General features: G+C 45.1%; 20 protein-coding genes. 8 read left to right on the forward strand and 12 right to left on the reverse strand.

The window, feature by feature from the left end:
* Positions 1-60: 60 nt before the first annotated feature.
* Positions 61-264, reverse strand: coding sequence for an MbtH family protein (locus NO992_RS15985; RefSeq protein WP_099031308.1), 204 nt, complete (start codon positions 262-264; stop codon positions 61-63).
* Between the two features lie 284 nt (positions 265-548).
* On the opposite strand from NO992_RS15985, the gene NO992_RS15990 reads away from it, so the two are divergent.
* Complete coding sequence (locus NO992_RS15990) at positions 549-1,061, forward strand: RNA polymerase sigma factor (RefSeq protein ID WP_010374388.1); 513 nt, start codon at positions 549-551, stop codon at positions 1,059-1,061.
* Between the two features lie 294 nt (positions 1,062-1,355).
* Here NO992_RS15990 and NO992_RS15995 read toward each other — a convergent pair whose 3' ends face one another.
* Complete coding sequence (locus NO992_RS15995; protein WP_010374385.1) at positions 1,356-1,796, reverse strand: TerB family tellurite resistance protein; 441 nt, start codon at positions 1,794-1,796, stop codon at positions 1,356-1,358.
* A 54-nt stretch (positions 1,797-1,850) separates the two neighbouring features.
* On the opposite strand from NO992_RS15995, the gene NO992_RS16000 reads away from it, so the two are divergent.
* Positions 1,851-2,225 carry a hypothetical protein gene (locus NO992_RS16000; RefSeq protein ID WP_010374383.1) on the forward strand — a complete coding sequence of 125 codons (375 nt, stop codon included), beginning with the start codon at positions 1,851-1,853 and terminating at the stop codon, positions 2,223-2,225.
* A gap of 211 nt (positions 2,226-2,436) precedes the next feature.
* On the opposite strand, the gene NO992_RS16005 is transcribed toward NO992_RS16000, so the two are convergent.
* The 6 genes from NO992_RS16005 to fabR form a co-directional block, all read right to left on the reverse strand.
* The gene (locus NO992_RS16005; RefSeq protein ID WP_371378890.1) at positions 2,437-3,030 is read right to left on the reverse strand and encodes a hypothetical protein; all 594 of its coding nucleotides are present in this window, start codon (positions 3,028-3,030) and stop codon (positions 2,437-2,439) included.
* Positions 3,031-3,117: 87 nt separating this feature from the next.
* Positions 3,118-3,717, reverse strand: coding sequence for a 3-isopropylmalate dehydratase small subunit (leuD, locus tag NO992_RS16010; protein ID WP_371378893.1), 600 nt, complete (start codon positions 3,715-3,717; stop codon positions 3,118-3,120).
* The gene (gene leuC / locus NO992_RS16015; protein ID WP_371378896.1) at positions 3,717-5,117 is read right to left on the reverse strand and encodes a 3-isopropylmalate dehydratase large subunit; all 1,401 of its coding nucleotides are present in this window, start codon (positions 5,115-5,117) and stop codon (positions 3,717-3,719) included. Before leuC ends, leuD begins: the two co-directional genes overlap by 1 nt.
* 15 nt (positions 5,118-5,132) lie before the next feature.
* The gene (gene leuB / locus NO992_RS16020; protein ID WP_138583635.1) at positions 5,133-6,209 is read right to left on the reverse strand and encodes a 3-isopropylmalate dehydrogenase; all 1,077 of its coding nucleotides are present in this window, start codon (positions 6,207-6,209) and stop codon (positions 5,133-5,135) included.
* Positions 6,206-7,753, reverse strand: a complete 1,548-nt coding sequence (gene leuA, locus NO992_RS16025; protein ID WP_019647414.1) for a 2-isopropylmalate synthase — start codon at positions 7,751-7,753, stop codon at positions 6,206-6,208. Before leuA ends, leuB begins: the two co-directional genes overlap by 4 nt.
* A 376-nt stretch (positions 7,754-8,129) precedes the next feature.
* On the reverse strand, positions 8,130-8,753 hold the full coding sequence (fabR, locus tag NO992_RS16030) for an HTH-type transcriptional repressor FabR (RefSeq protein WP_010374371.1): 624 nt from the start codon (positions 8,751-8,753) through the stop codon (positions 8,130-8,132).
* Between the two features lie 125 nt (positions 8,754-8,878).
* Between fabR and NO992_RS16035 the strand changes: the two genes are divergently transcribed.
* Both NO992_RS16035 and sthA read left to right on the forward strand, forming a co-directional pair.
* Entirely contained in the window at positions 8,879-10,006 is a 1,128-nt protein-coding gene (locus NO992_RS16035; RefSeq protein ID WP_371378900.1) for an acyl-CoA desaturase, read from the forward strand.
* Positions 10,007-10,041: 35 nt separating this feature from the next.
* The gene (gene sthA, locus NO992_RS16040) at positions 10,042-11,478 is read left to right on the forward strand and encodes a Si-specific NAD(P)(+) transhydrogenase (RefSeq protein WP_019647413.1); all 1,437 of its coding nucleotides are present in this window, start codon (positions 10,042-10,044) and stop codon (positions 11,476-11,478) included.
* Positions 11,479-11,528: 50 nt separating this feature from the next.
* On the opposite strand, the gene NO992_RS16045 is transcribed toward sthA, so the two are convergent.
* Positions 11,529-12,770 (reverse strand): hypothetical protein, encoded by a 1,242-nt coding sequence (locus NO992_RS16045; protein ID WP_371378903.1) that lies wholly within the window; start codon positions 12,768-12,770, stop codon positions 11,529-11,531.
* On the reverse strand, positions 12,751-13,398 hold the full coding sequence (locus tag NO992_RS16050; protein ID WP_371378906.1) for a methylamine utilization protein: 648 nt from the start codon (positions 13,396-13,398) through the stop codon (positions 12,751-12,753). The genes NO992_RS16045 and NO992_RS16050 overlap by 20 nt, the downstream gene beginning before the upstream one ends.
* Positions 13,399-13,599: 201 nt before the next feature.
* Between NO992_RS16050 and NO992_RS16055 the strand changes: the two genes are divergently transcribed.
* Positions 13,600-15,633, forward strand: coding sequence for a glycoside hydrolase family 97 protein (locus NO992_RS16055; RefSeq protein WP_371378923.1), 2,034 nt, complete (start codon positions 13,600-13,602; stop codon positions 15,631-15,633).
* 115 nt (positions 15,634-15,748) lie between these two features.
* Positions 15,749-15,949 (forward strand): hypothetical protein, encoded by a 201-nt coding sequence (locus NO992_RS16060; RefSeq protein ID WP_010374359.1) that lies wholly within the window; start codon positions 15,749-15,751, stop codon positions 15,947-15,949.
* Positions 15,950-16,074: 125 nt separating this feature from the next.
* On the opposite strand, the gene NO992_RS16065 is transcribed toward NO992_RS16060, so the two are convergent.
* Positions 16,075-17,487, reverse strand: coding sequence for a glycosyl hydrolase family 18 protein (locus tag NO992_RS16065; protein ID WP_371378909.1), 1,413 nt, complete (start codon positions 17,485-17,487; stop codon positions 16,075-16,077).
* A gap of 272 nt (positions 17,488-17,759) precedes the next feature.
* On the opposite strand from NO992_RS16065, the gene NO992_RS16070 reads away from it, so the two are divergent.
* Positions 17,760-18,413: an XRE family transcriptional regulator gene (locus tag NO992_RS16070; RefSeq protein ID WP_371378912.1), complete on the forward strand. Its 654-nt coding sequence runs from the start codon at positions 17,760-17,762 to the stop codon at positions 18,411-18,413.
* Positions 18,414-18,447: 34 nt separating this feature from the next.
* Here NO992_RS16070 and NO992_RS16075 read toward each other — a convergent pair whose 3' ends face one another.
* Complete coding sequence (locus tag NO992_RS16075; protein ID WP_371378915.1) at positions 18,448-19,620, reverse strand: MFS transporter; 1,173 nt, start codon at positions 19,618-19,620, stop codon at positions 18,448-18,450.
* Positions 19,621-19,700: 80 nt separating this feature from the next.
* On the opposite strand from NO992_RS16075, the gene NO992_RS16080 reads away from it, so the two are divergent.
* The gene (locus NO992_RS16080) at positions 19,701-20,513 is read left to right on the forward strand and encodes a helix-turn-helix domain-containing protein (protein WP_371378917.1); all 813 of its coding nucleotides are present in this window, start codon (positions 19,701-19,703) and stop codon (positions 20,511-20,513) included.
* Positions 20,514-20,731: the final 218 nt, after the last annotated feature.

Here is a 20,731-nt window from a genome sequence, read left to right on the forward strand (position 1 = left end):
ATTGCAACATAAAAATTACAAAATCATCGATACTAAATGGATAACAGGTAATTAGGGCAATCAGCTTGTTAAAGCTTGACGTAAGCTCAGTGGTCTCATATCAGTCCAATGTTGATTGATATAATCAAGACAAGTCTGCTTGTCTCCTTCACAGCCTACTTCACGCCATCCCCCAGGAATTGATTTATAACTTGGCCAAAGAGAGTATTGTTCTTCATGATTAATCAATACTTTAAATGTGCTATTTTCATTATCAAAGCTCATAACTTTTACCCAGACTGTAAATAAACGAAGTTGCTAGCAATGACGCCTCAACTGCAAAATTATTTAGTTTTATTTCACTCAAAATAAAATCCAGACGCTCAGCATTGCAGTTTCGTTGATGGTTAAATCCCCAAAACCAATACTTTTGTTAATCATAAGAAAAAAATAAAACACAAAAAGTAAACTTTGCACTTGACAGCCCTCCTTTATAAAAAATAGAATAACTGATAATTATTATCATTTGCGTTGTTGTTATTTTTGAAATGCTTAAGGAGTAAGTAGCTGTGTCTCAATTTGCGGTTAAGTGGTCGCGTGTTATTTCTGAAAACGAGTCAAAATTACTTGTATACCTATCCAGTATTTTACGCTGTCCGTATTTAGCTGAAGATGCCTTGCAAGATACCTATATTCGGTTAGCTGGCATGTCCACAAGCCAGAATGAAGCCATCAAAAATGCAACTAGTTTTTGTTATCAAGTTGCACGAAATATCGCTATCGATATGTTGAGGAAGTTCAATCGTGAAAATTTAGTTGATATTGAGGCCAGTCATTTTGAACAACTGACTGACCACCAAATAGATGTTGAATCTAAATTTGAGAGTGAGCAGCTAAGTGGAAAGATCAACGATACAATTGGAAAGCTATCTCGCCGCCATCAAAACATTCTTTCTTTTTATCGTCATGGGAGACTTAAACAGAAAGAAATAGCCAACCTTTATAAAATCTCTCCTACCTTAGTCAACTTTATGATCAAAGAAGCTATCAGTAGCTGCCAAACGGAGTTAGTTAGCCATTAGCGATTGATTAGGGCCTGTTGACCTTTGCTGTTTGATTTTTGTTCTTCTGAGTGTGTTTTGGTAGCGACGCTCGACTTGCCGCCTAGTAATCTAGGCAAAAGTTGAGCAACAATGAACAAAGCGTACTCAGGTGAACCCAAAGGGCAGCGCTTGACTGGCATTTCTACTGTGTTATCACCTGACTTACATAGAATAACTATGCTACGCAGGCTCTGCCTTGTATAAATACCAGTCAAACTGCTGCAAAAACAAACTTGAAAGATCAACAGGCCCTAGTATAAAACAGCGCACCGATCACTCTGGCTGTGCGCGAAGCTTTGCAGCGATAAAATCGGCATGGGCAACATAAAACAGCCCGGCTATTTTCCGAATGATATGGTCTTCATGGCTGTCGAGTTCGCCATCTGCATAAGCTACGTGCCACAATAGCTCAATGACCTCGATGCGCTCAATGTCGCTGGTGTGGTTATTCACTTGCTTGGCAAAAGAATACATATCTACTGCCTGTTCCACCAGTTGCTGCGCTTGTGTTATCAGTGCACTGACTTGCGGTTCAGGCAATTCACAACGCGTTTTTAGCAGCTCCGCAATTTTATCGAACTCCGACTGTTGTAGTTTGCCGTCCGCTCGCATCACTTCGACCAGTAATGCAGCAAGCGCGGTATTAAAGTCGATTTCTTGTTTCGGTGATGATTCCTGCAAGCTTTGAAATAGTTTTTTAAGTTGGTTAAGCAAGTAGCTAATCTCCCATGTGATATACTGTAAATGTAGCAGACTAAAAGGACAGTTATGCGTAAGTTATCATTGAGACTAAATCCATTAAAGCTAAGTTCCCTAGTCGTAGGTGTAACACTGCTCTCGGCGTGCCAATATACACCGGTTCCACGAGGCGAACCTGAAAAGCTCTATGACTTTGACCACAAAGTACATTATGAGCAAACCACGTATAACGATGACCACTTTCGACTGGCAATTAAGCCAGATAGTTATGCGCATTTTAGGCAACAAAGCGTATTTTTGCTGCGCCATGCCAAACGCTTATGCCAAGGTAGTAACCCACAGTTGACATTACTTGGTGGCGTTCAAGGCTTTGATAAGATGCCATTAGAGCCACGACCTTATCAGAATGACTTAACGGTAGACGTAAAATGTGTGGCCAAATAGCCACACATTTTTGTTAGCGCTATAAATCTTTTTCAGTAACCCGCGCTGGGTTTAGTCTTTATACCAGTTGTATTAAGTAAATGATCTATCTTGAAGCGGGAAAATAGCTTTAGTAGCAAGGCAAAAATTTTGCTATTTAGTTGTTCTAAAAGAGAAATTTTTAACGAAGCTAATATGCTATTTCACCCTTCAAATTGATTAGAGAATTAATTCAATTGGTATTATATCCCCAAGGCGCTGTTGGTGCGGTTACCGATTTTGTTAAATCAAAGTCCACTCGAAACTCTCGCCCTTCGCGCACCAAACGATAGGTAAACTGCTCAGGGTAGATATACATCTGCCATGTATTTCCGACTGACTGTGGGATCCCTTGCTGGACGAATAACTGTTTTGAATATTCGTCAGCTGGGAACGACTGCACGGTATTAAATCCCGCATCTAGGGTATGACCACCATACATAGTAGAAACATCGTCGCTGCCATCTTCATGGCGGTGATCGTGCTTTAAGCTCAAACCACTCCCTGTTTTGGTGATGATCCAAGTTCTTGAAGCATCTTTTCCTACATGAAATGGAACTTGAAGCTCAGCGTCACTGCATTTACGAACGTGCATCACAAGGCGCGCATCACTAAAGCTGCTTGGCCCTTGATTATCCACCGTTACTTTACCTTCGTAGGCTTTACCACAATGCGCTTTAATAGCGTCAAAAAATGCATCATGGCTTGGGATGGAAACCAGCGGGGCAGGACGCGCGAAGGCTGCGCAGCTCAAGGTTGCGAGTAGCGCTAAAGTTAATTTTTTCATTGGAGACACCTAAAACAAATAAAGCCAGAGCTTAATCAGCTTCTGGCTTTGTGGCAAAATTATTCGACCAAATTGAGTAAACAGCTATTATTGCCAAGGTCTTGTCGTAGCAAGCTGCTGCTCAAAGGCATCAATTTGAGCATTTAATAATTCGGTCTCACCGATAAAGTCAAGGCCACTCAAGAGGCGTGCTTTGATGTCTTCTCGCACCTCAAAGTCAATTGGTGCAATACCCGCTCCGCTTATCTGCTGCGCTTCTAGGTCAATACTCAAATGTACTTGTGATTGTTGCTCGCATGCATCGAAGAGCGCATCTAACGTGCTGGCTGGTAACGCAATGCAAAGCATTTGGTTATTACCACAATTGTTAAAAAAGATATCGGCAAAGCTCTCGGCTAAGATCACCGTAAAACCATATTGCTTTAGCGCCCATGGAGCATGCTCACGAGACGAACCACAACCAAAGTTGTCACGGGTTAACAAGATTGACGCGCCCTGATGTTGTCGATAGTTAAGCACAAAGCTCGGATCTGGCTGGCCATCTTCAAGATAGCGCCAATCATAAAACAGCGCTTTATCAAACCCATCGCGGCTGGTTGAAGTTAAAAACTGCTTGGGAATAATTTGGTCTGTATCAACATTGTTTTTGTCTAATGGCGCAACTAGGCCCTGATGAAACACGCTCATTACGCCTCTCCTCGAATATCAGTAAAGTGACCTGCAATTGCCGCTGCGGCAGCCATTGCTGGACTCACCAAATGCGTACGACCGCCTCGCCCTTGGCGCCCTTCAAAATTACGGTTTGAGGTCGATGCACAGCGTTTTTCTGCGCCAAGACGATCATCATTCATCGCCAAGCACATAGAGCAGCCCGGTTCACGCCACTCAAACCCCGCAGCTTTGAAAATATCGGCTAAGCCTTCTTGTTCGGCTTGCTGTTTTACTAATCCTGATCCCGGGACGATAAGCGCTTCAACGCCTGCCGCTACGTGCTTGCCCGCCACCACTTGTGCCGCCGCACGCAAATCTTCAATACGGCTATTGGTGCAAGAGCCAATAAATACGGTGTCAACTTTGGCATCGCTTAGCCTTTGTCCTGCTGTGAGGCCCATATATTTCAGCGCGCTGCGCATCGCATCCGCTTTGACTAAATTAGGTTCATCGTCAGGGTTAGGTACTAAGTCATTAATACCAATGACTTGCTCTGGACTGGTCCCCCAGGTTACTTGAGGTTGCACACTATCAGCATCCAGCTCGACGACACGATCAAATTCGGCACCTGGGTCGCTATGCAAAGTTTGCCAATAGCGCACCGCAGCATCAAAGTCTTCGCCTTGAGGTGCAAATGGGCGACCACGTAAATACGCAAAGGTTTTCTCGTCAGGTGCGATCAAGCCAGCTTTCGCCCCCATTTCAATACTCATATTACAGAGCGTCATCCGCGCTTCCATCGATAGCGCTTCAATCCCCGTCCCACAAAACTCAGCCACATAGCCAGTGCCACCAGCTGTGCCTAATTGCCCAATCACAGCGAGGATCAAGTCTTTTGCAGTCACGGTCGGACGCAAGACGCCATTCACCTGAATTTTTAACGATTTGGCTTTTTTCTGTTGTAATGTTTGCGTGGCCAGCACGTGCTCAACCTCTGATGTACCAATACCGTGAGCCAGCGCACCAAATGCACCATGCGTTGAGGTATGGCTATCGCCACATACAATCGTTGTACCCGGCAAAGTGATCCCTTGCTCAGGTCCCATTACGTGCACTATGCCTTGGTTAATCGAATTCAAATCGTAAAGTACAATGCCAAACTCTTCACAGTTTTGTGCCAACGCTTGTAGCTGGTTTTTGCTCACCTCGCTGGCAGCATCAATCGAGCGGCTCTTGGTCGAGACATTATGATCCATTGTCGCAAAGGTTTTTTCTGGACATCTTACCGGACGATTCTGCTCTCTTAAGCCCGCAAATGCCTGCGGTGAAGTGACTTCGTGTACTAGATGACGGTCAATGTACAAGAGATCGGTTTGCTCGTTTAATTTAGCAACCACATGGGATTGCCAAATTTTATCGTATAATGTTTTTGCCACTTGCTCTTACCTTTATTAAACCCTGTCGACGATCGCTTGCGCGACATCCATAGTAGTAAACCCTGCTTGAGGATAGATATCCGGTGTACCTACACCATCTTTCACCGCCTCAGCTACTGCCTTTTCAATTGCGCGTGCCGCTTCATCCTGCCCCAATGAATAACGTAGCATCAACGCGGCACTTAAGATTTGTGCGATTGGGTTTGCCACCCCTTTACCAGCGATATCTGGTGCTGAGCCGCCCGCAGGCTCATATAAGCCAAAGCCCGATTGATTTAGACTTGCCGATGGTAACAACCCCATGGAACCCGTGATCATTGCACATTCATCAGAAAGGATGTCACCGAACAGGTTATCGCACAGTAGCACATCAAACTGGCTTGGTTGCTTTACCAACTGCATCGCAGCGTTGTCGATATAGATGTGATCAAGCGTCACATCTGGGTATTCTTTTGCGACTTCATTGACCACTTCACGCCACAGTACACTGGTTGCCAGCACGTTGGCTTTGTCTACAGATGTCACATGATTGCTTCTAAGTCTCGCGGCATCAAAAGCAAAACGGGCGATGCGTTCGATTTCTTTGCGCGAATAGGTTTGCGTATCAAACGCCGCCTCGCTTTCGCCCTCACCTTGGCGACCTTTTTCGCCAAAATAAATCCCGCCAGTAAGCTCACGGACGCACAAAATATCAAAGCCTTGCTGGCTAATGTCACTGCGTAGTGGAGAGGCTGCGCTCAATGCGGGTAATAGCTGCGCAGGACGCAGATTACAAAAAAGCTGGAAGTGCTTTCTAAGCGGTAATAAAGATGCCCGTTCTGGTTGCTCATTTGGCGGTAAGTGCTCCCACTTAGGCCCACCCACAGAGCCAAATAGAATCGCATCAGCGGCTTCACATGCGGCCAATGTCGCCGCAGGTAAGGCTTCACCAAATTGGTCTATAGCCGCACCACCAATCGCTTGTGGTGATTTTTCTAAAGCAAAGTTGAACTTAGTCGCCACTTTATCTAATACCAGCTCAGCGGCTTGCATCACTTCTGGACCAATTCCATCTCCAGCTAGTACTGCGATTTTGTAGTTTGTTTGACTCATCCTGCTTTCCTTTGTTGTTTTAGGCTAGACACTTTTTGTGCTCTATCAATTAGGTTATATACTCGGATCATGGCTCTCACTGACGCTTCGACAATGTCGGCTGCAAGTCCCACACCGTGATATTGCTTACCATCAAATTTGGCAATAATATCGACTTGGCCCAGTGAACTTGCTCCTTTACCCGTCGCATCAAGGTTATATTCCACCACTTCCACCGCCATGCCAGTGATACGCTCGATAGCTACAAACGCCGCTTCCACAGGACCGTTACCGGTTGCCGCTTCTTGCTTAAGCTCACCATTCAAGGCAATCCCCACAGTCGCGCTCGCGATAGATTGAGAGTTAGAAGATGCATTGACGAACTGTAATTGGTAGCGCTCGTCTTTGTCTTTGATTTGGTTGAAATAAATCATCGCTTCAAGGTCATAGTCGTAAACCGTGCCCTTTTGATCGGCTAACGCCAAGAAGCTTTCATACAGGCTATCCATATCGTAATCCGATTTCTGGTAGCCAAGCTCGGTAAGACGATGCTCGATAACATGTCGGCCAGAGCGTGAAGTCATATTTAACTGATTACTCGGCACACCAACGGTTTCTGGAGCCATGATTTCATAGGTGTTTTGTGCCTTTAAGACGCCGTCTTGGTGAATACCCGAGCTATGTGCAAAGGCATTTTCACCCACAATTGCCTTGTTTGGCTGCACCGGCATATTGCAGATTTTAGCAACTTGGCGCGACGCGCGATAAATCTCTTCGCTACGAATATCGGTATGTACTTTTAGGTGGTCTTGGCGCATCTTCATGATCATCGCCACTTCTTCTAGTGAGCAGTTACCTGCACGCTCACCAATACCATTGATGGTACATTCGATTTGTCTTGCACCGGCTTGTACCGCCGCGATTGAGTTTGCCACCGCAAGTCCTAAATCGTTGTGACAATGGACGCTTAGTCTGGCTTTGTCGATGTTAGGCACATTATTTCGAATATGGTAAATCATCGCTGCATACTCGTCTGGCGTGACATAACCTACAGTATCAGGCAAGTTAATCGTAGATGCACCGGCATTAATCGCCGCTTCAACAATACGACACAGATCAGAGTGTGGCGTACGGCCAGCATCTTCACATGAAAATTCAACATCATCAGTATACTTTCTGGCTTGAGTTATGGCCTTAATCGCCATGTTAGTCGCATCATCTAAACTCATTCTTAACTTATGTTCTAGATGCAGAGGACTGGTTGCAATAAAAGTGTGAATGCGGCGCTGCTCAGCACCTTTAAGGGCTTCGCCACACGCGTCAATATCTTTACTAACCGCACGAGCAAGGCCGCAAATTGCGGGGCCTTTCACCTCGGCTGCGATGCGTTGTACCGCACGAAAATCAGCTGGACTTGATACTGGAAAACCCACTTCCATGACATCCACATTGAGACGACTAATGGTATGCGCCAGTTGTATTTTATCTTCTTCTGTTAAGCTGGCTTTTAACGCCTGCTCACCGTCCCTTAATGTTGTATCGAAAATCCAGACTTTATCTTGCATACCCTTATCCTCAGCCAAAAAAAACCCCGCAAGTGCGGGGTGTCTACAGTAAATGTCGCTCAATTCGCGCAATTACACCCCACCCCTCTGGTTTACCAGTAGGAGGTTAAGAAGGAGTGAAATACGCGCAGTCATTTTCATTGAGCTAAGTGTTCCTGTTGATGAATTGGTTATGTTTTAACATGCTTCAAAAGCGACAATCAAGCATAAATTATCCCAAAAATAGAGTTTAAACCTCAATTTATTGGCAATTTAAATTAAAAAAATGCCAACTTTAGAAAATATATTTCAAGATTAGGAGTGAACACAGATAGGATATGAAGTGAGCAGGGTAATTTTGAATTTTAATTACCAATAAAAAAATAGCCAATTTAGGCTATTTTTTTATTGGTTCTGGGTGTTTTGCATAACCAGAGGCACCTTTTGCGATATACCGCAACTGCCACTTCAAACGCTCGGTCAGTTCAGCGCGTTGTGGGGGATCTTGATCCAAAGCCTCAGCACCAGAGCTAAATACTAAGGTAACCATTGCTTCAGCTTGCATGTGGGCGTGATGGGTATCTACTCCCGTTTCCGTTTCAAGATAATGAGCAAGCTCTAAGATAAAATGTTTGATTTCTCTAGCCACGGCGGCTCGAAACGCAGGCGACGTGCCCGAACGTTCACGCAATAATAAACGAAATTGGTTGCTCGACTGCTCAATAAATTCCATAAAGGTGTGCACAGAAGTATTGATCACGCTACCACCTTTAGCGATGCGACGCCTTGCTTGGCGCATTAGTTGTCGCAAGGTTAAACCCGCTTCATCTACCATAGTCAGCCCGAGCTCGTTCATATCCTTAAAATGTCGATAAAAAGAAGTAGGTGCGATACCCGCCTCTCGTGCGACTTCACGCAGGCTTAAATTCGAGAAACTATGCTCAGCACTTAGTTGATTAAATGCCGCTTCGATAAGCGCTTGACGGGTCTTCTGTTTTTGTTGGGCGCGTACACCAGCCATGGACTTTCCCCAATTCGCTTCGAAAAATAAGAACAATAAACCGCAGTCTAAACCTTGACGCAGCAAGAATGAAATACTATTTTAGCGTACAGTTGTACGCTGAAATTAGATTTTGAGATTAATTGATGAAAAAACCACCCATTTTATGGACCAATGTGCTGTTCTTTAGCTTATCGTTTTTAGCTGCGATCACTTTGGTGCCTTGGTATGGCTTTGAATACGGCTATACCACCAGCCACTGGGTAGCTTTTGTTGCCTGTATGTTTTACGCCGGTCTGTCGATCACCGCAGGGTATCACCGCTTATGGGCGCATAAAGCCTATGACGCCCACCCTGTGATTCAAGTTATTTTTGCGTTGGGTGGCGCATTCGCCTTACAAAACAGTATATTACATTGGAGTAGCGATCACCGTGTGCACCACGGCCAAGTCGACGACCCAGTAAAAGATCCGTACGCCGCAACACGAGGCTTCTGGTATAGCCATATCGGTTGGATGCTGAGAGATTATCAAGGCGAGACTTATGGTGATTATAATAACGCCAGAGACTTACAACGTAACCCTATCGTGATGTGGCAACATAAACATTATATGAAGTTGGTGCTACTTACGAATATCGGCATCCCGTTAGTGCTAGGTTTATTACTCGGTAATGTGTTTGGCACGTTATTACTTGCGGGCGTACTCAGACTCGTACTCAGTCAACATTTTACTTTCTTTATCAATTCACTGGCGCACATTTGGGGCAGTCGCCCTTATACCGAAAAAAATACCGCGCGAGACAATGGCTTGCTAGCCCTATTCACTTACGGTGAAGGCTACCATAACTTCCATCATATTTTTGCGAGCGACTACCGTAATGGTATTCGTTGGTATCACTATGACCCAACTAAATGGCTGATCCGTACTTTTGCAGCACTGGGCCTTGCCAGTAAGCTAAAACGCACTCCGGTTGAACGTATTGAAAAAGCCAAGGCAGAGACCTTATTGAATAAGACTAAAGTCAGTCTCGCAAAATTGCCTTTGGCGCAAGATAAGCTTACATTGTTACAACAAGAGTATGATTTACTTCTTAAAAAGCTTCAAAACTACTGTACTGTGCAAAAACAGGTACTCGAAGCGAAGAAAGAAGCAGTACTTGCACAGTGCGAACATTCCGCACTGATGCAACAATATAAAGAGCTAGAACAAGCTTGGGAAAGTCAAAAACAAGCTTGGATTGCACTAAATTCGAGGCTACTGAAAACGGCATAATGTTCAGCGGCCTCAACAACTAAAGGGGTGAGGCCGTGAGCAAAAAAGCTGCAGAAAAAACCGAAACTGTTCCACAATCCTATCAATACGATGCCATTATTATAGGCACCGGACCTGGCGGCGAAGGCGCCGCCATGAACCTCTCTAAAAGTGGTAAAAAAGTCGCGGTTATCGAACGCCAGCATGCGGTTGGCGGTGGCTGCGTGCACTGGGGCACCATTCCCTCAAAAGCGCTTCGTCATTCTGTCAGTCGTCTAATTGAGTATAAAGCAAATCCACTTTATCGTTTTACCGAGCGCCCGCAGCGCCATACCTTTCAAGATATTTTGCACCATGCCAGTGATGTGATCTCAAAACAGTCAACATTGCGTTCTAGCTTTTATGGTCGTAACCGCATTCACTTATTCCAAGGCGATGCCAGCTTTGTTGACGCAAATACGGTACAAGTCATTCACCAAGATGGTTCGCAAGAGCTACTCACCGCCAAAACCATTGTAATAGCCACAGGCTCGCGCCCATACCGCCCACCAGGCGTTGATTTTAACCACCCTCGCGTCTACGACAGCGACACTATTTTAAGCCTTGAGCATAATCCTCAGCGCGTATTGATATACGGCGCGGGGGTCATAGGCTGTGAATATGCCTCAATCTTTAAAGGACTGGGCGCAAAGGTAGACCTCATCAACACCCGCGACCGCTTATTGGCCTTTATGGATGCCGAGATCTCTGACGCACTCAGTTACCATTTTTGGAATAATGGTATTGTTATTCGCCATAACGAGGAGTTTGCGAAAGTAGAGACCCATGATAAGGGGGTTATTGTGCATCTACAGTCTGGCAAGAAAGTACGTGCTGACTGCATTTTATGGGCCAATGGCCGCTCCGGTAATACCGAAACACTCAACCTTGCAAGTGTAGGTCTAAAGGCTGATAGCCGTGGCCAGCTTAAAGTCAACGAACACTATCAAACTGAAGTGGATAACATTTTCGCAGTAGGAGATGTGATTGGCTACCCAAGCCTAGCCAGCGCGGCGTTCGATCAAGGGCGTATTGCCGCCAATGCGATTGTGCATGGCGCCTGTGATGATCGTTTGATCACCGATATCCCAACTGGCATTTACACCATTCCAGAAATGAGCTCTGTTGGTAAAACCGAGCAAGAACTCACCGCTGCGCGCATTCCCTATGAAGTGGGCCGCGCCCAGTTTAAGCATTTGGCTCGTGCACAGATCACAGGCACGGAAGTCGGTAGCTTGAAAATTTTGTTCCATGCAGAAACCAAAGAAATATTAGGTATTCACTGCTTTGGTGAACGTGCATCCGAGATTATCCATATCGGCCAAGCCATTATGGAACAAAAAGGAACGGGTAATAATATCGAGTACTTTATCAATACCACCTTTAACTACCCAACAATGGCCGAGGCCTATCGCGTTGCAGCACTAAACGGCATTAATCGTCTACTGGATTAACGCATCGTATGGCATAAATAAGCGTGACACCTTGGGCGTCACGCTTATTGTTATAAATTAAAGCGATACTCCGCGCTAAGCCGCCACACATTATCGCTTTGCTTAGGCTTACCGTTAAAGGCCTCGCGGTTTGCAACTGTGGTTGTCAGACTCAAAAACTCTCCGCCCACCAGCCAATTGCTATTAATTCGATACTTCACTGTAGCGGTCAGTGCATGGCCATCACTTTGATTAGGGTCGAACTGCCAATCATCTTTGTCGATGACTTTGAACTGCTCCCCCCGTAAGGCAAAGCGCCACTCATCGCGCTGATGTGTGAGTAGCAAAAACCAGCTATTAAAGTCATTATCAACGCCGCGATTGGCACCCATTGCGGTATTACCCAGCATGCCTTGTGCGAGTATATGGGTCTGCGGTGTTAACTTGTAACGCCAAGCTGCACTAATAAATTTAGTGTCCCACGCATACTGCCCAGTTTGGTAGTTGATCTTACTTGGATCGCCATTATTATCGTACCAATAGACATTGATCTCACTGCGGTTTGAAAAGTCGCGATGATACCCAAGATAATAACCAATTCGGCCATCAACTTCAGAAAACGGTTCAACATGCTGTGCTTGATGTTGTAACTGCGGTGTGTTCAACGACTCTACCGCAGCAAAGGGGAGACTTTCGTTAAACACCGACTGCCTATCATGCACGGTAAAGCCTCGCCATGCGAGTAAAGTGCCAGCCGGATCATTACCCTTAAAAACACCAAACACACCTTTGAATCCCTGACCGCGGCTACGACGCGTCTGCGGCTGCTCAATCGCGACTTCACCACCAAATACCCGCACTTCCTCACCGATCCAAGCGTTGATAGCCGAATACTGGTAGGTATAGGGTGATGACCAACCAATATCTGGGTTCTCAATAGAAAACTTCGGATAAAAGCCGCCCGCTCGAACAATCAAGCGGCGACCATTTTTGGGTAGTGTTCGATATTGCAAATACAATTCTGTAAAACCGAGCTTGTCATCTGGGTCTGGCACATACTGTGTTACCCCGTGCAAAGACCAAGCACTGGCAAAATCTAACCGCCAATCAATAGCACCTCGACTAAGCGTAGTATCTGACTCCCCTTTGCCAAAACGCGTAACGCCCCATCCAGGCTGATACCAAGCTTTACGATTATCATCATGCTGCCAAGTCGTTTGCAGTTGCCCTTGCCCAGAAATCTCGACAGCACCTGCTTGCCCTATCGCGAATAATGCCAGAGCAGCGCTTAGCTTAGTAATCATCGAAGCCATCGGAGAAATCCTGAAGTGGAGCAACCAGTGTTTGCTTAATTTGATAGGTAATTGCTTGAGTGTTGTTCACAGCAGAGAGCGCATGCTGTTCTATTTTGTCTATATTTTCGAATCTTTCATGCCATACATTCAGCTTTAGTGCGCTGGCTTGCTGAGCACCTAGGTCGATTGATACTTTGCCGCTGCTATCCGTTACCGCAAATAATGGGCTATCTACAACCACGATATAACCCAGCATCCAATCGTGAATATTGCAGCCAAGCTCAACCACACCGGTTTGATCAAATAATACTTGTTTCGGGTCATCGCGATACAACTTAAGCTCGAATGGCTTTGCAGCAGAGAACGAATAGACGTGATGGAGAATGGGATCTAAATTTGGAAACGAGACTTGTGTGCCAGCTTGCACCATCAAAATATGGGGCACAAACGCTTTATCCTTTTGCTCCATTTTATAATCTAGCGTCGTTCTTTTGTTATCAAAGCCTTCTCCTTGCAACCACACCGCAGCATTCGCGAGTGGCTGTTTATCAGCATCGACAATTTGCACTTCAAGGGCATTGACTAGACCGACTTGTAGCATTGCCATCACAACAGCAATACGCCCAAAAACTGTTAGGTTTAGCATAAGCAGTTCAACCTATCCTTATTATTTTTCTTAGCTTGTCTACACTAGACCGAGCGGAATAATTATTACATTCATCGCATTTACAGCATGAATACGTATGCAACTTTTACGTGAACGTTAGCATACAACAGTAAGCTTAGCTTATGTGCAAAAGAACACGAATTTTCGTGCCGACAACAAGAAGGAAAAACTATGCGCCCCATGTTACTTTCCCTGATCGGATTAAGCTTGTTTACGACTACGAGCTTTGCCGCATCTTTAGCTGTGAGTTCGCCAGATGGCAAAATCACTTTTACCTTGAGTGATGATAATAGCCAGCCGACCTACCAAGTCAGCTTTAACGACAAAACCATTATTCAACCGTCTAAACTTGGTTTTGATTTCGCAACAGCTGCATCGATGCGCGATGGCTTGAGTATCACCACACATCAGCGCAATAGCGTCGATAGCAGTTGGCAACAACCTTGGGGCGAAGCCAGAGTGATCCAAGATAAGCACAATGAGCTTGCTGTCACCTTTGCTAAGCAGACAGACAAGTCGCCGCAATATACTGTACGTGTAAAAGTATTTGATGACGGTGTCGGCTTTCGCTATGAGGTTGCTCAAAATCAAGCGCTTTATATCACCAGAGAATTAACCGAATTCGCCTTTGCACAAAGTGATAAAAGTACCGCGTGGTGGATCCCTGCTCGTGGCTGGAATCGCTATGAATATGTATACAACACCACACCACTGCACGATGCCCCACATGTGCATACCCCGTTTACCTTAAAGAATCAAGACGGAGTCCATATCAGCGTGCATGAAGCGGCCCTAATTGACTATGCGGGCATGACCTTAAACCAGCGTCGCCCGGGAACATTTGTTGCCGATCTAACACCTTGGTCAGATGGCGTTGCAGTCAAAACCAATGGTAAGTTCAATACACCTTGGCGCACCCTGCAAATAGGCGATGAAGCCACCGACTTGTTGAACTCTCACCTGATTTTAAACCTCAACGAGCCAAATAAGCTCGGTGATGTATCTTGGGTTGAGCCGGGTAAATACATCGGCATTTGGTGGGGCATGCACATCAACAAAAATACTTGGGGCAGCGGCGATAAACATGGAGCCACTACGGCGCGCACTAAAGAATATTTGAGCTTTGCCGCTGACAACGGCTTTGATGGCGTGTTGGTTGAAGGTTGGAACATCGGCTGGGATGGCGACTGGTTCTTCAACGGTGATGTCTTTAGCTTTACCAACGCCTATGCTGACTTTAATATTGACGAAATAGCAAAGCACGGAGAAAAAGTAGGTGCACGCCTAATTGGTCATCACGAGACGTCTGGTAACGTCAGCAACTATCGCAATCAAATGGAGGCGGCCTTCGCACTCTACGAAAAAGCAGGCGTTCGCCAAGTTAAAACCGGTTATGTAGCCGATGGTGGCAACATCAAACGCATTGATGCCAAGGGCAATGCCAGATTCGAATGGCACGATGGTCAATTTATGGCAAATGAGTACTTAGACAACGTCAAACTCGCGGCCAAACACAAGATCAGTATCAATACGCATGAACCAATCAAAGATACCGGCCTGCGTCGTACCTATCCAAACTGGATTGCAAGAGAAGGCGCTAGAGGGCAAGAGTTCAATGCATGGGGCACGCCACCAAACCCACCAGAGCATGTGCCAATGCTCGCCTTTACCCGCATGTTAGCAGGCCCTATGGACTTTACTCCGGGTATTTTTGACATGGGCTTTAACGGCCTTGGCGATAAAACCAACCGCCCACAAACCACTCTCGCCAAACAATTAGCGCTCTATGTTGTGCTTTATAGCCCAATTCAAATGGCGGCCGATTTGCCAGAAAATTACCTCGCTAAGCCAGATGCCTTCCAATTTATCAAAGACGTACCCACCGACTGGGAACACAGTATCGCACTTGCAGGAGAAGTGGGTGATTATGTTGTTTTTGCCAGAAAGGAGCGCAAGCATAAACAATATAGTGGTAACGATTGGTTCTTGGGCGCTGTAACTGATGAGGAAGCGAGAGAAATTCCTATTACTTTAGATTTCCTTGAGTCAGGTAAAACCTTTGAAGCGCAAATCTACGCGGACGGTGATAAAGCCGAATGGAAACAAAACCCGTATGAAATGAATATTTACCGTAAAAAGGTAACAAGTGCCGACAAACTCACATTAAAACTGGCTGCCGGCGGCGGTGTTGCTATTCGCTTTAAATCGCTTTAAACATAAGGTGACTACCCAGCAGCTGGGCAGTCACCGCTTTGATCTGTACATTTAGTAAACTATACAGTAGGGTGAAATAGTCTATTAAGACATTCTTATTTCAAAGGAAAATAATATGAAACTTACCCTAGCAAAGAAAAAACTAAAACAATTAGACTATCAACAGAGCCAACTTGCCGTAAAACTCACACCGCAAGCAGCCGGTGGTAGAGGACCAGAAACCGGCGTTATGTGTGAAACGACTAATAACGATTACTGGTGTCAACGTCCAAGTTCACCGGCTGTTACCTGCAGCGTAATGGAACGCTGTTTATAAACATTTCCCACCATATATAGGCTAGATATTATAAAAATATGTAGTTAGCCTATTTCTCAGTCAAACTCTCTATATGCTCAACGGCCAGCTCTCACTCGCCGCCGAGCTGAGTTATAAGTAATAATTTACTGACATTGATAGCTTGGTGTTACACCATTAGCAACTTCCCATTTCGCTGTTAATAGCGACGCAGGGCCATTACTGTCATGGGATAGCTCCCAATTCATAATGCCACCGGCATTGAGCTTAGCGTACTGCGTTTTTGCGCGGATCGTCGGGATACCATTGTAGTAGCTGCTACCATCACTATCGCGACAGGCATTGGCAGGGTTCTCCTGCAGTAAGGTGCGATACGCTTTCCAAGTAGGTCTTGCATAAAATGGTACGCCTAATACCGTTTTTTCTTTACTGAGCCCACGACCTTGCCAGTAAGCTATTGAGTCTTTGGCGTATTGCATAGAAGCATGATCAGTATTGTTCGCGTCGTACGCCATCAAATTTAAAAAGTCGATATCTTGGAATACAGATTCCAACACGCCACCACCGGTATAGCCAAGCGCCACCACAGCTGCCGTCAAGAATTTACCTCTGGCGCGTAACTCAACGCTTAGTTCCTTCATCAGTAATGCATAGTTATTTGCTGAAGCACCGGGATCTGGATATTCCCAATCCATATCAACGCCATCTAGATTATGTTGCTCTACAAACGCAATGACCTCTTGCACGAAACGGGCTCTGCCTTGCTGTGAACTGGCGAATGTCTCAAATGCACTGTCGTCGCCCCCGTTCCAGCCACCAATGGCGATCCCCACTTTTACATTGTTGGCATGAGCCGAATTTACCAGCGCTGTCATTTTGCTTAAATTTTCAAGCGGTCTCAGTGTGCCATCTGCATTGGGTAGTAAAAATGAGTAATTAATATGGGTGAGTTTATCAAACTGAATATCACTCACGGCTCCCTGCCAACTTGGGAAATAGCCGACAATTTTAAAATTAGGATCGCCAGGAGGAACCTCGTCAGACACGACACTGAAGTTCACCGCACTCGATTCACCTCGTGCCCCAGACACATCAGTTGCATAGACAGTTAATGCGCGATTACCTAGCCCCTGCGCTTGCCACATCACCTCATAAGGCGCACTGTTATCAGAGGCGACAAGCGTGCCATCAAGATAGAATTCAACACTGTCGATTGCGGTGTTTTGCGGATGGCTTACTGCCGCCGCTAGGCTAACTGATGAGCCCACTAACACTCGTGCGTTACTACTTGGGGAAGTGACCGAAACTTGAGGCAATGGCGTTACAGGATCACAACTGCCATTGGCTTGCCAGACATCATAAGTATTGGAATTTTGCGCTGGGTTTTGGTTTTGTGTCCACCATTTAGCGGTGTATTTAGTAGACTGATAAGTGACTGCGTCGCCACCTGTATATACTTGCTGTAATTGCCATTGCGTTAAGTTGCTACAGTCAACCGCCAGTGCAACTTCCATCGCGCCCAAGAGCGGAAGTGCAATTAATAAATTTGTATATTTCATTACCTTTTTCCATGTTGTATGTCGGCTAAAGCAAGTCGTGCCGAGTTTAAATAAATGTTAACTTGCGATTCTAGCCTACCAGCATGGACAAATTTCGTACAACCCAACTCACTACGACCTTAGTCTAATGAAATAACCCCTCTGTTTAGGCCACTATTCGTCCTCGATTATGCTCGTTTATAAAATGTCCAACTAGTACAGCGAGACTGTACAGATAAGGCTTAGCTCAGTATGCTTGCGGGTTTAGGCGCTATAAAGAGAATAATTAAGAGATGAGTACGGCATTTTCAAGACGATTTGTAACCTTAGTCGAGCAATTTGCAGGCGGCAATAAGCGCCAATTTGCCCAGCTAACAGGTAAATCCCCTTCCCATATTTACCGTATTTGTCGCGGCTTAAGTCGCCCTTCAATGATATATCTTGAGCACCTTTATAGCCTATTTGCCGTTGATCTGAACTGGTTACTTACCGGTGAACAACCCTTAGATAAACCACAAGGCCAGTTTAAAGATGAACTTACCCTCATACCTAAACTTGATATTGAGGCCAGTGCAGGTATGGGTAGTGTAATAGGTCATGAGGAAGTCACCGAGCAGTTTGCACTCAACCGTCGTTGGCTAAACTCCCATCTTGGCGTGTATTCAGAGAAGCTCGCCTTTGTCTCTATCCGTGGTGATAGTATGCAGCCCACCTTGCTAGACGGCGATATGGTACTCGTTGACCTTTCACAGAATCAACCCAGTAAAGATGCGGTTTATATCATTCAAACGGAAGAGGGTCTCATGGCTAAGCGAGTGCGACAAAAGCACTCTCAGCTCAAAGTGATCAGTGATAACCCTGATTACCCGAGCTGGGAGATCACCGCTGATAATGCCGACAGTCACGGCATTGCAGGGCGTGTTGTTTGGTGTGGTCGCAGTATCTAAACTACAACGTCACTATCCGTGTGATACTGGAGCATCACACGGACTTAGCCAGCTTTTCCTGCACATATGCTGTATTCACAAATTGGCTCAACACCAATGAGCACAACGCAAGTACAGCACCAAAGTAAAACACTAAGGATTGATCGTATAACCATACTAAGCCAAAGCTTGCAGGGATCACTACTGCTGCAATATGGTTAATAGTAAAGCTAACCCCTGCTGTTGCTGCGATATCTTCTGGCCGAGCAATTTTTTGAAAATACGTTTTAAGTGCAATAGCCATCGCAAAAAACAGATGGTCGATGACATAAAGCGCTGCAGCAAAGCTTGCTGACTCTACCAATGCATAACCAATAAATACAAAAATGAGTCCCACATATTCGATTGTCAGTGTTTTACGCTCACCAATATGCCCAATCATTTGACCAATCTTGGGGGCGATAAAGATATTTATCAAATGATTCAACATATAAAGCGCGGTGATCTGTGCAACATCAAAACCAAATTTTTCCACCATTAAGAAACCCGCAAACACCATAAATATTTGTCTTCTCGCACCCGAGAAGAAAATCAAGGCGTAATATAGGCTGTACTCTTTTCTCAAAATGAGCTTTTTATGCTGCGTAGTATGCATTTCAAAGGTTGGAAAGCCGATAAACATAAATAGCGCAATGATAAAGCCAACCCCTCCAATAAGCAGATACATCCACTGATAGTCTGCAGAGAAGTAGCTAAAACCCAGCCATATCACCGCATAGGTGATCAAAGAGGCGATGGATTTAATAGAGAGCAAGATACCCAGTTTGGCCGGTGCCTCATCTTTATTGAACCACTGTAAACTGAGTGATTGATTCAGTGTCTCGAAGTAGTGAAAACCTATCGACATTAACACTGTGGTTGCATACAAACCATAAATAGTAGGCAACAAGCCCGTAATGGCGACGCCAAGCGATAACAAACATAAACTGATCAGTGCGAAGGTCTGCTCCTTTAACACCAATAAAACAAATACCGCTGTAAACGCTAAAAACCCGGGGATCTCACGCAGGGATTGCAACATTCCCATATTAGCACCATTGAAGTTTGCGGCTTCAATCGCAAAGTTATTGAGCATGGCCATCCAACCTGCGAACGTAACGGCCATAACTACGGTAGCGAGCACTAAGAAATTAAAAGGACTTTGCCATCCTTGAGAGGCATTCTTCATGATTATCTCCACATAAAGCACAACTATTAAAAAGTTATGGCTATAATATGGCCACACGTTAATTTCTGATATACATAATTATGCCAAGTTCTTTATCAAAACAGACAACTTCTCCTTGGCGTATTCAGCCCAAATATAAGCGTTTCTTAAAGCCAAGCCTTGGCCGACCAATTCTGCCAAGAGCGGTAAAAAAAGCAGAGTGGGAGCATGTTCAAAGACACCAACATGAGTGGGGGCAGCTTGCATATACAAGCAATGGAGTCATCACAATTGTGACTCCTGAAGGCACTTTCGTGATCCCTCCCGACCAAGCCTTATGGCTACCTCCGGGCCTTCCACATGAGACGTATTGTCGCTACGGTGGAGATTTTCGCAGTGTCTATATTGATAATAAATTTACTGGATTACTTGGGAATAAAGCCAAGTTGATTTTTGTTGATGAACTACTAAAACAGTTCATTTTGGAGATCTGTACTTGGCAGGAAGATTACCAATTAGATGAAAAAACAGAGCGATTTATTGATGTCTTTGTTGATAGATTAACGTCTGCTGCAACGTGCCACTTTTTTATTCCAAGTGCCCAAGACGCGAGAATTTTGCCCATTGTGACAGAATTGCACAATAACCCAGGATGCAAAATAAGCTTGGAGGCCTGGAGTGAACAGGTTGGCGCATCAACCCGTACACTCAACCGTCTATTTCATAAATGCTTTATGATGGGGTTCAGTGATTGGCGCCAAAAACTAAGAGCTATCAAAGCGATTGAGCTTTTGAAAGATGGATATTCTCAGCAACAAGCAGCTGAATATTTGGGTTTTGAATCTACCGCCGCATTTAGCAATGCGTTTAAAAAAGTCTTTGGCAAACCGCCGGGACAGTACATTAAAAAGTAATGGTAATTTGGGATCAATAAATGCTTTCCCACTAAATATTATGAATGCATAAACCGGTGGGTAAAGCACCTCCTACGATGCAGTGTATATGGTAGTAGGAGCGAGTTTACCTCGCGATGTGTTGATTGGCTTGCGAGGTTTTCTATACCCCAAACAGCAAAAAACCCGTCGCATTGCTGCAACGGGTTTCTCTTATTTGGCCCTGGCGATGTTCTACT

Source organism: Pseudoalteromonas sp. DY56-GL79, from assembly GCF_041414765.1.
In the GTDB taxonomy this organism is placed as follows: domain Bacteria; phylum Pseudomonadota; class Gammaproteobacteria; order Enterobacterales; family Alteromonadaceae; genus Pseudoalteromonas; species Pseudoalteromonas piscicida.

Excerpts from the sequence above, each read along its gene's own strand:
- NO992_RS15985 (WP_099031308.1), bottom strand. The coding sequence starts at position 264 with ATGAGCTTTGATAATGAAAATAGCACATTTAAAGTATTGATTAATCAT.
- NO992_RS16000 (WP_010374383.1), top strand. The coding sequence starts at position 1,851 with ATGCGTAAGTTATCATTGAGACTAAATCCATTAAAGCTAAGTTCCCTA.
- NO992_RS16005 (WP_371378890.1), bottom strand. The coding sequence starts at position 3,030 with ATGAAAAAATTAACTTTAGCGCTACTCGCAACCTTGAGCTGCGCAGCC.
- leuD (WP_371378893.1), bottom strand. The coding sequence starts at position 3,717 with ATGAGCGTGTTTCATCAGGGCCTAGTTGCGCCATTAGACAAAAACAAT.
- leuB (WP_138583635.1), bottom strand. The coding sequence starts at position 6,209 with ATGAGTCAAACAAACTACAAAATCGCAGTACTAGCTGGAGATGGAATT.
- leuA (WP_019647414.1), bottom strand. The coding sequence starts at position 7,753 with ATGCAAGATAAAGTCTGGATTTTCGATACAACATTAAGGGACGGTGAG.
- fabR (WP_010374371.1), bottom strand. The coding sequence starts at position 8,753 with ATGGCTGGTGTACGCGCCCAACAAAAACAGAAGACCCGTCAAGCGCTT.
- NO992_RS16035 (WP_371378900.1), top strand. The coding sequence starts at position 8,879 with ATGAAAAAACCACCCATTTTATGGACCAATGTGCTGTTCTTTAGCTTA.
- NO992_RS16045 (WP_371378903.1), bottom strand. The coding sequence starts at position 12,770 with ATGGCTTCGATGATTACTAAGCTAAGCGCTGCTCTGGCATTATTCGCG.
- NO992_RS16050 (WP_371378906.1), bottom strand. The coding sequence starts at position 13,398 with ATGCTAAACCTAACAGTTTTTGGGCGTATTGCTGTTGTGATGGCAATG.
- NO992_RS16055 (WP_371378923.1), top strand. The coding sequence starts at position 13,600 with ATGTTACTTTCCCTGATCGGATTAAGCTTGTTTACGACTACGAGCTTT.
- NO992_RS16060 (WP_010374359.1), top strand. The coding sequence starts at position 15,749 with ATGAAACTTACCCTAGCAAAGAAAAAACTAAAACAATTAGACTATCAA.
- NO992_RS16065 (WP_371378909.1), bottom strand. The coding sequence starts at position 17,487 with ATGAAATATACAAATTTATTAATTGCACTTCCGCTCTTGGGCGCGATG.
- NO992_RS16070 (WP_371378912.1), top strand. The coding sequence starts at position 17,760 with ATGAGTACGGCATTTTCAAGACGATTTGTAACCTTAGTCGAGCAATTT.
- NO992_RS16075 (WP_371378915.1), bottom strand. The coding sequence starts at position 19,620 with ATGAAGAATGCCTCTCAAGGATGGCAAAGTCCTTTTAATTTCTTAGTG.
- NO992_RS16080 (WP_371378917.1), top strand. The coding sequence starts at position 19,701 with ATGCCAAGTTCTTTATCAAAACAGACAACTTCTCCTTGGCGTATTCAG.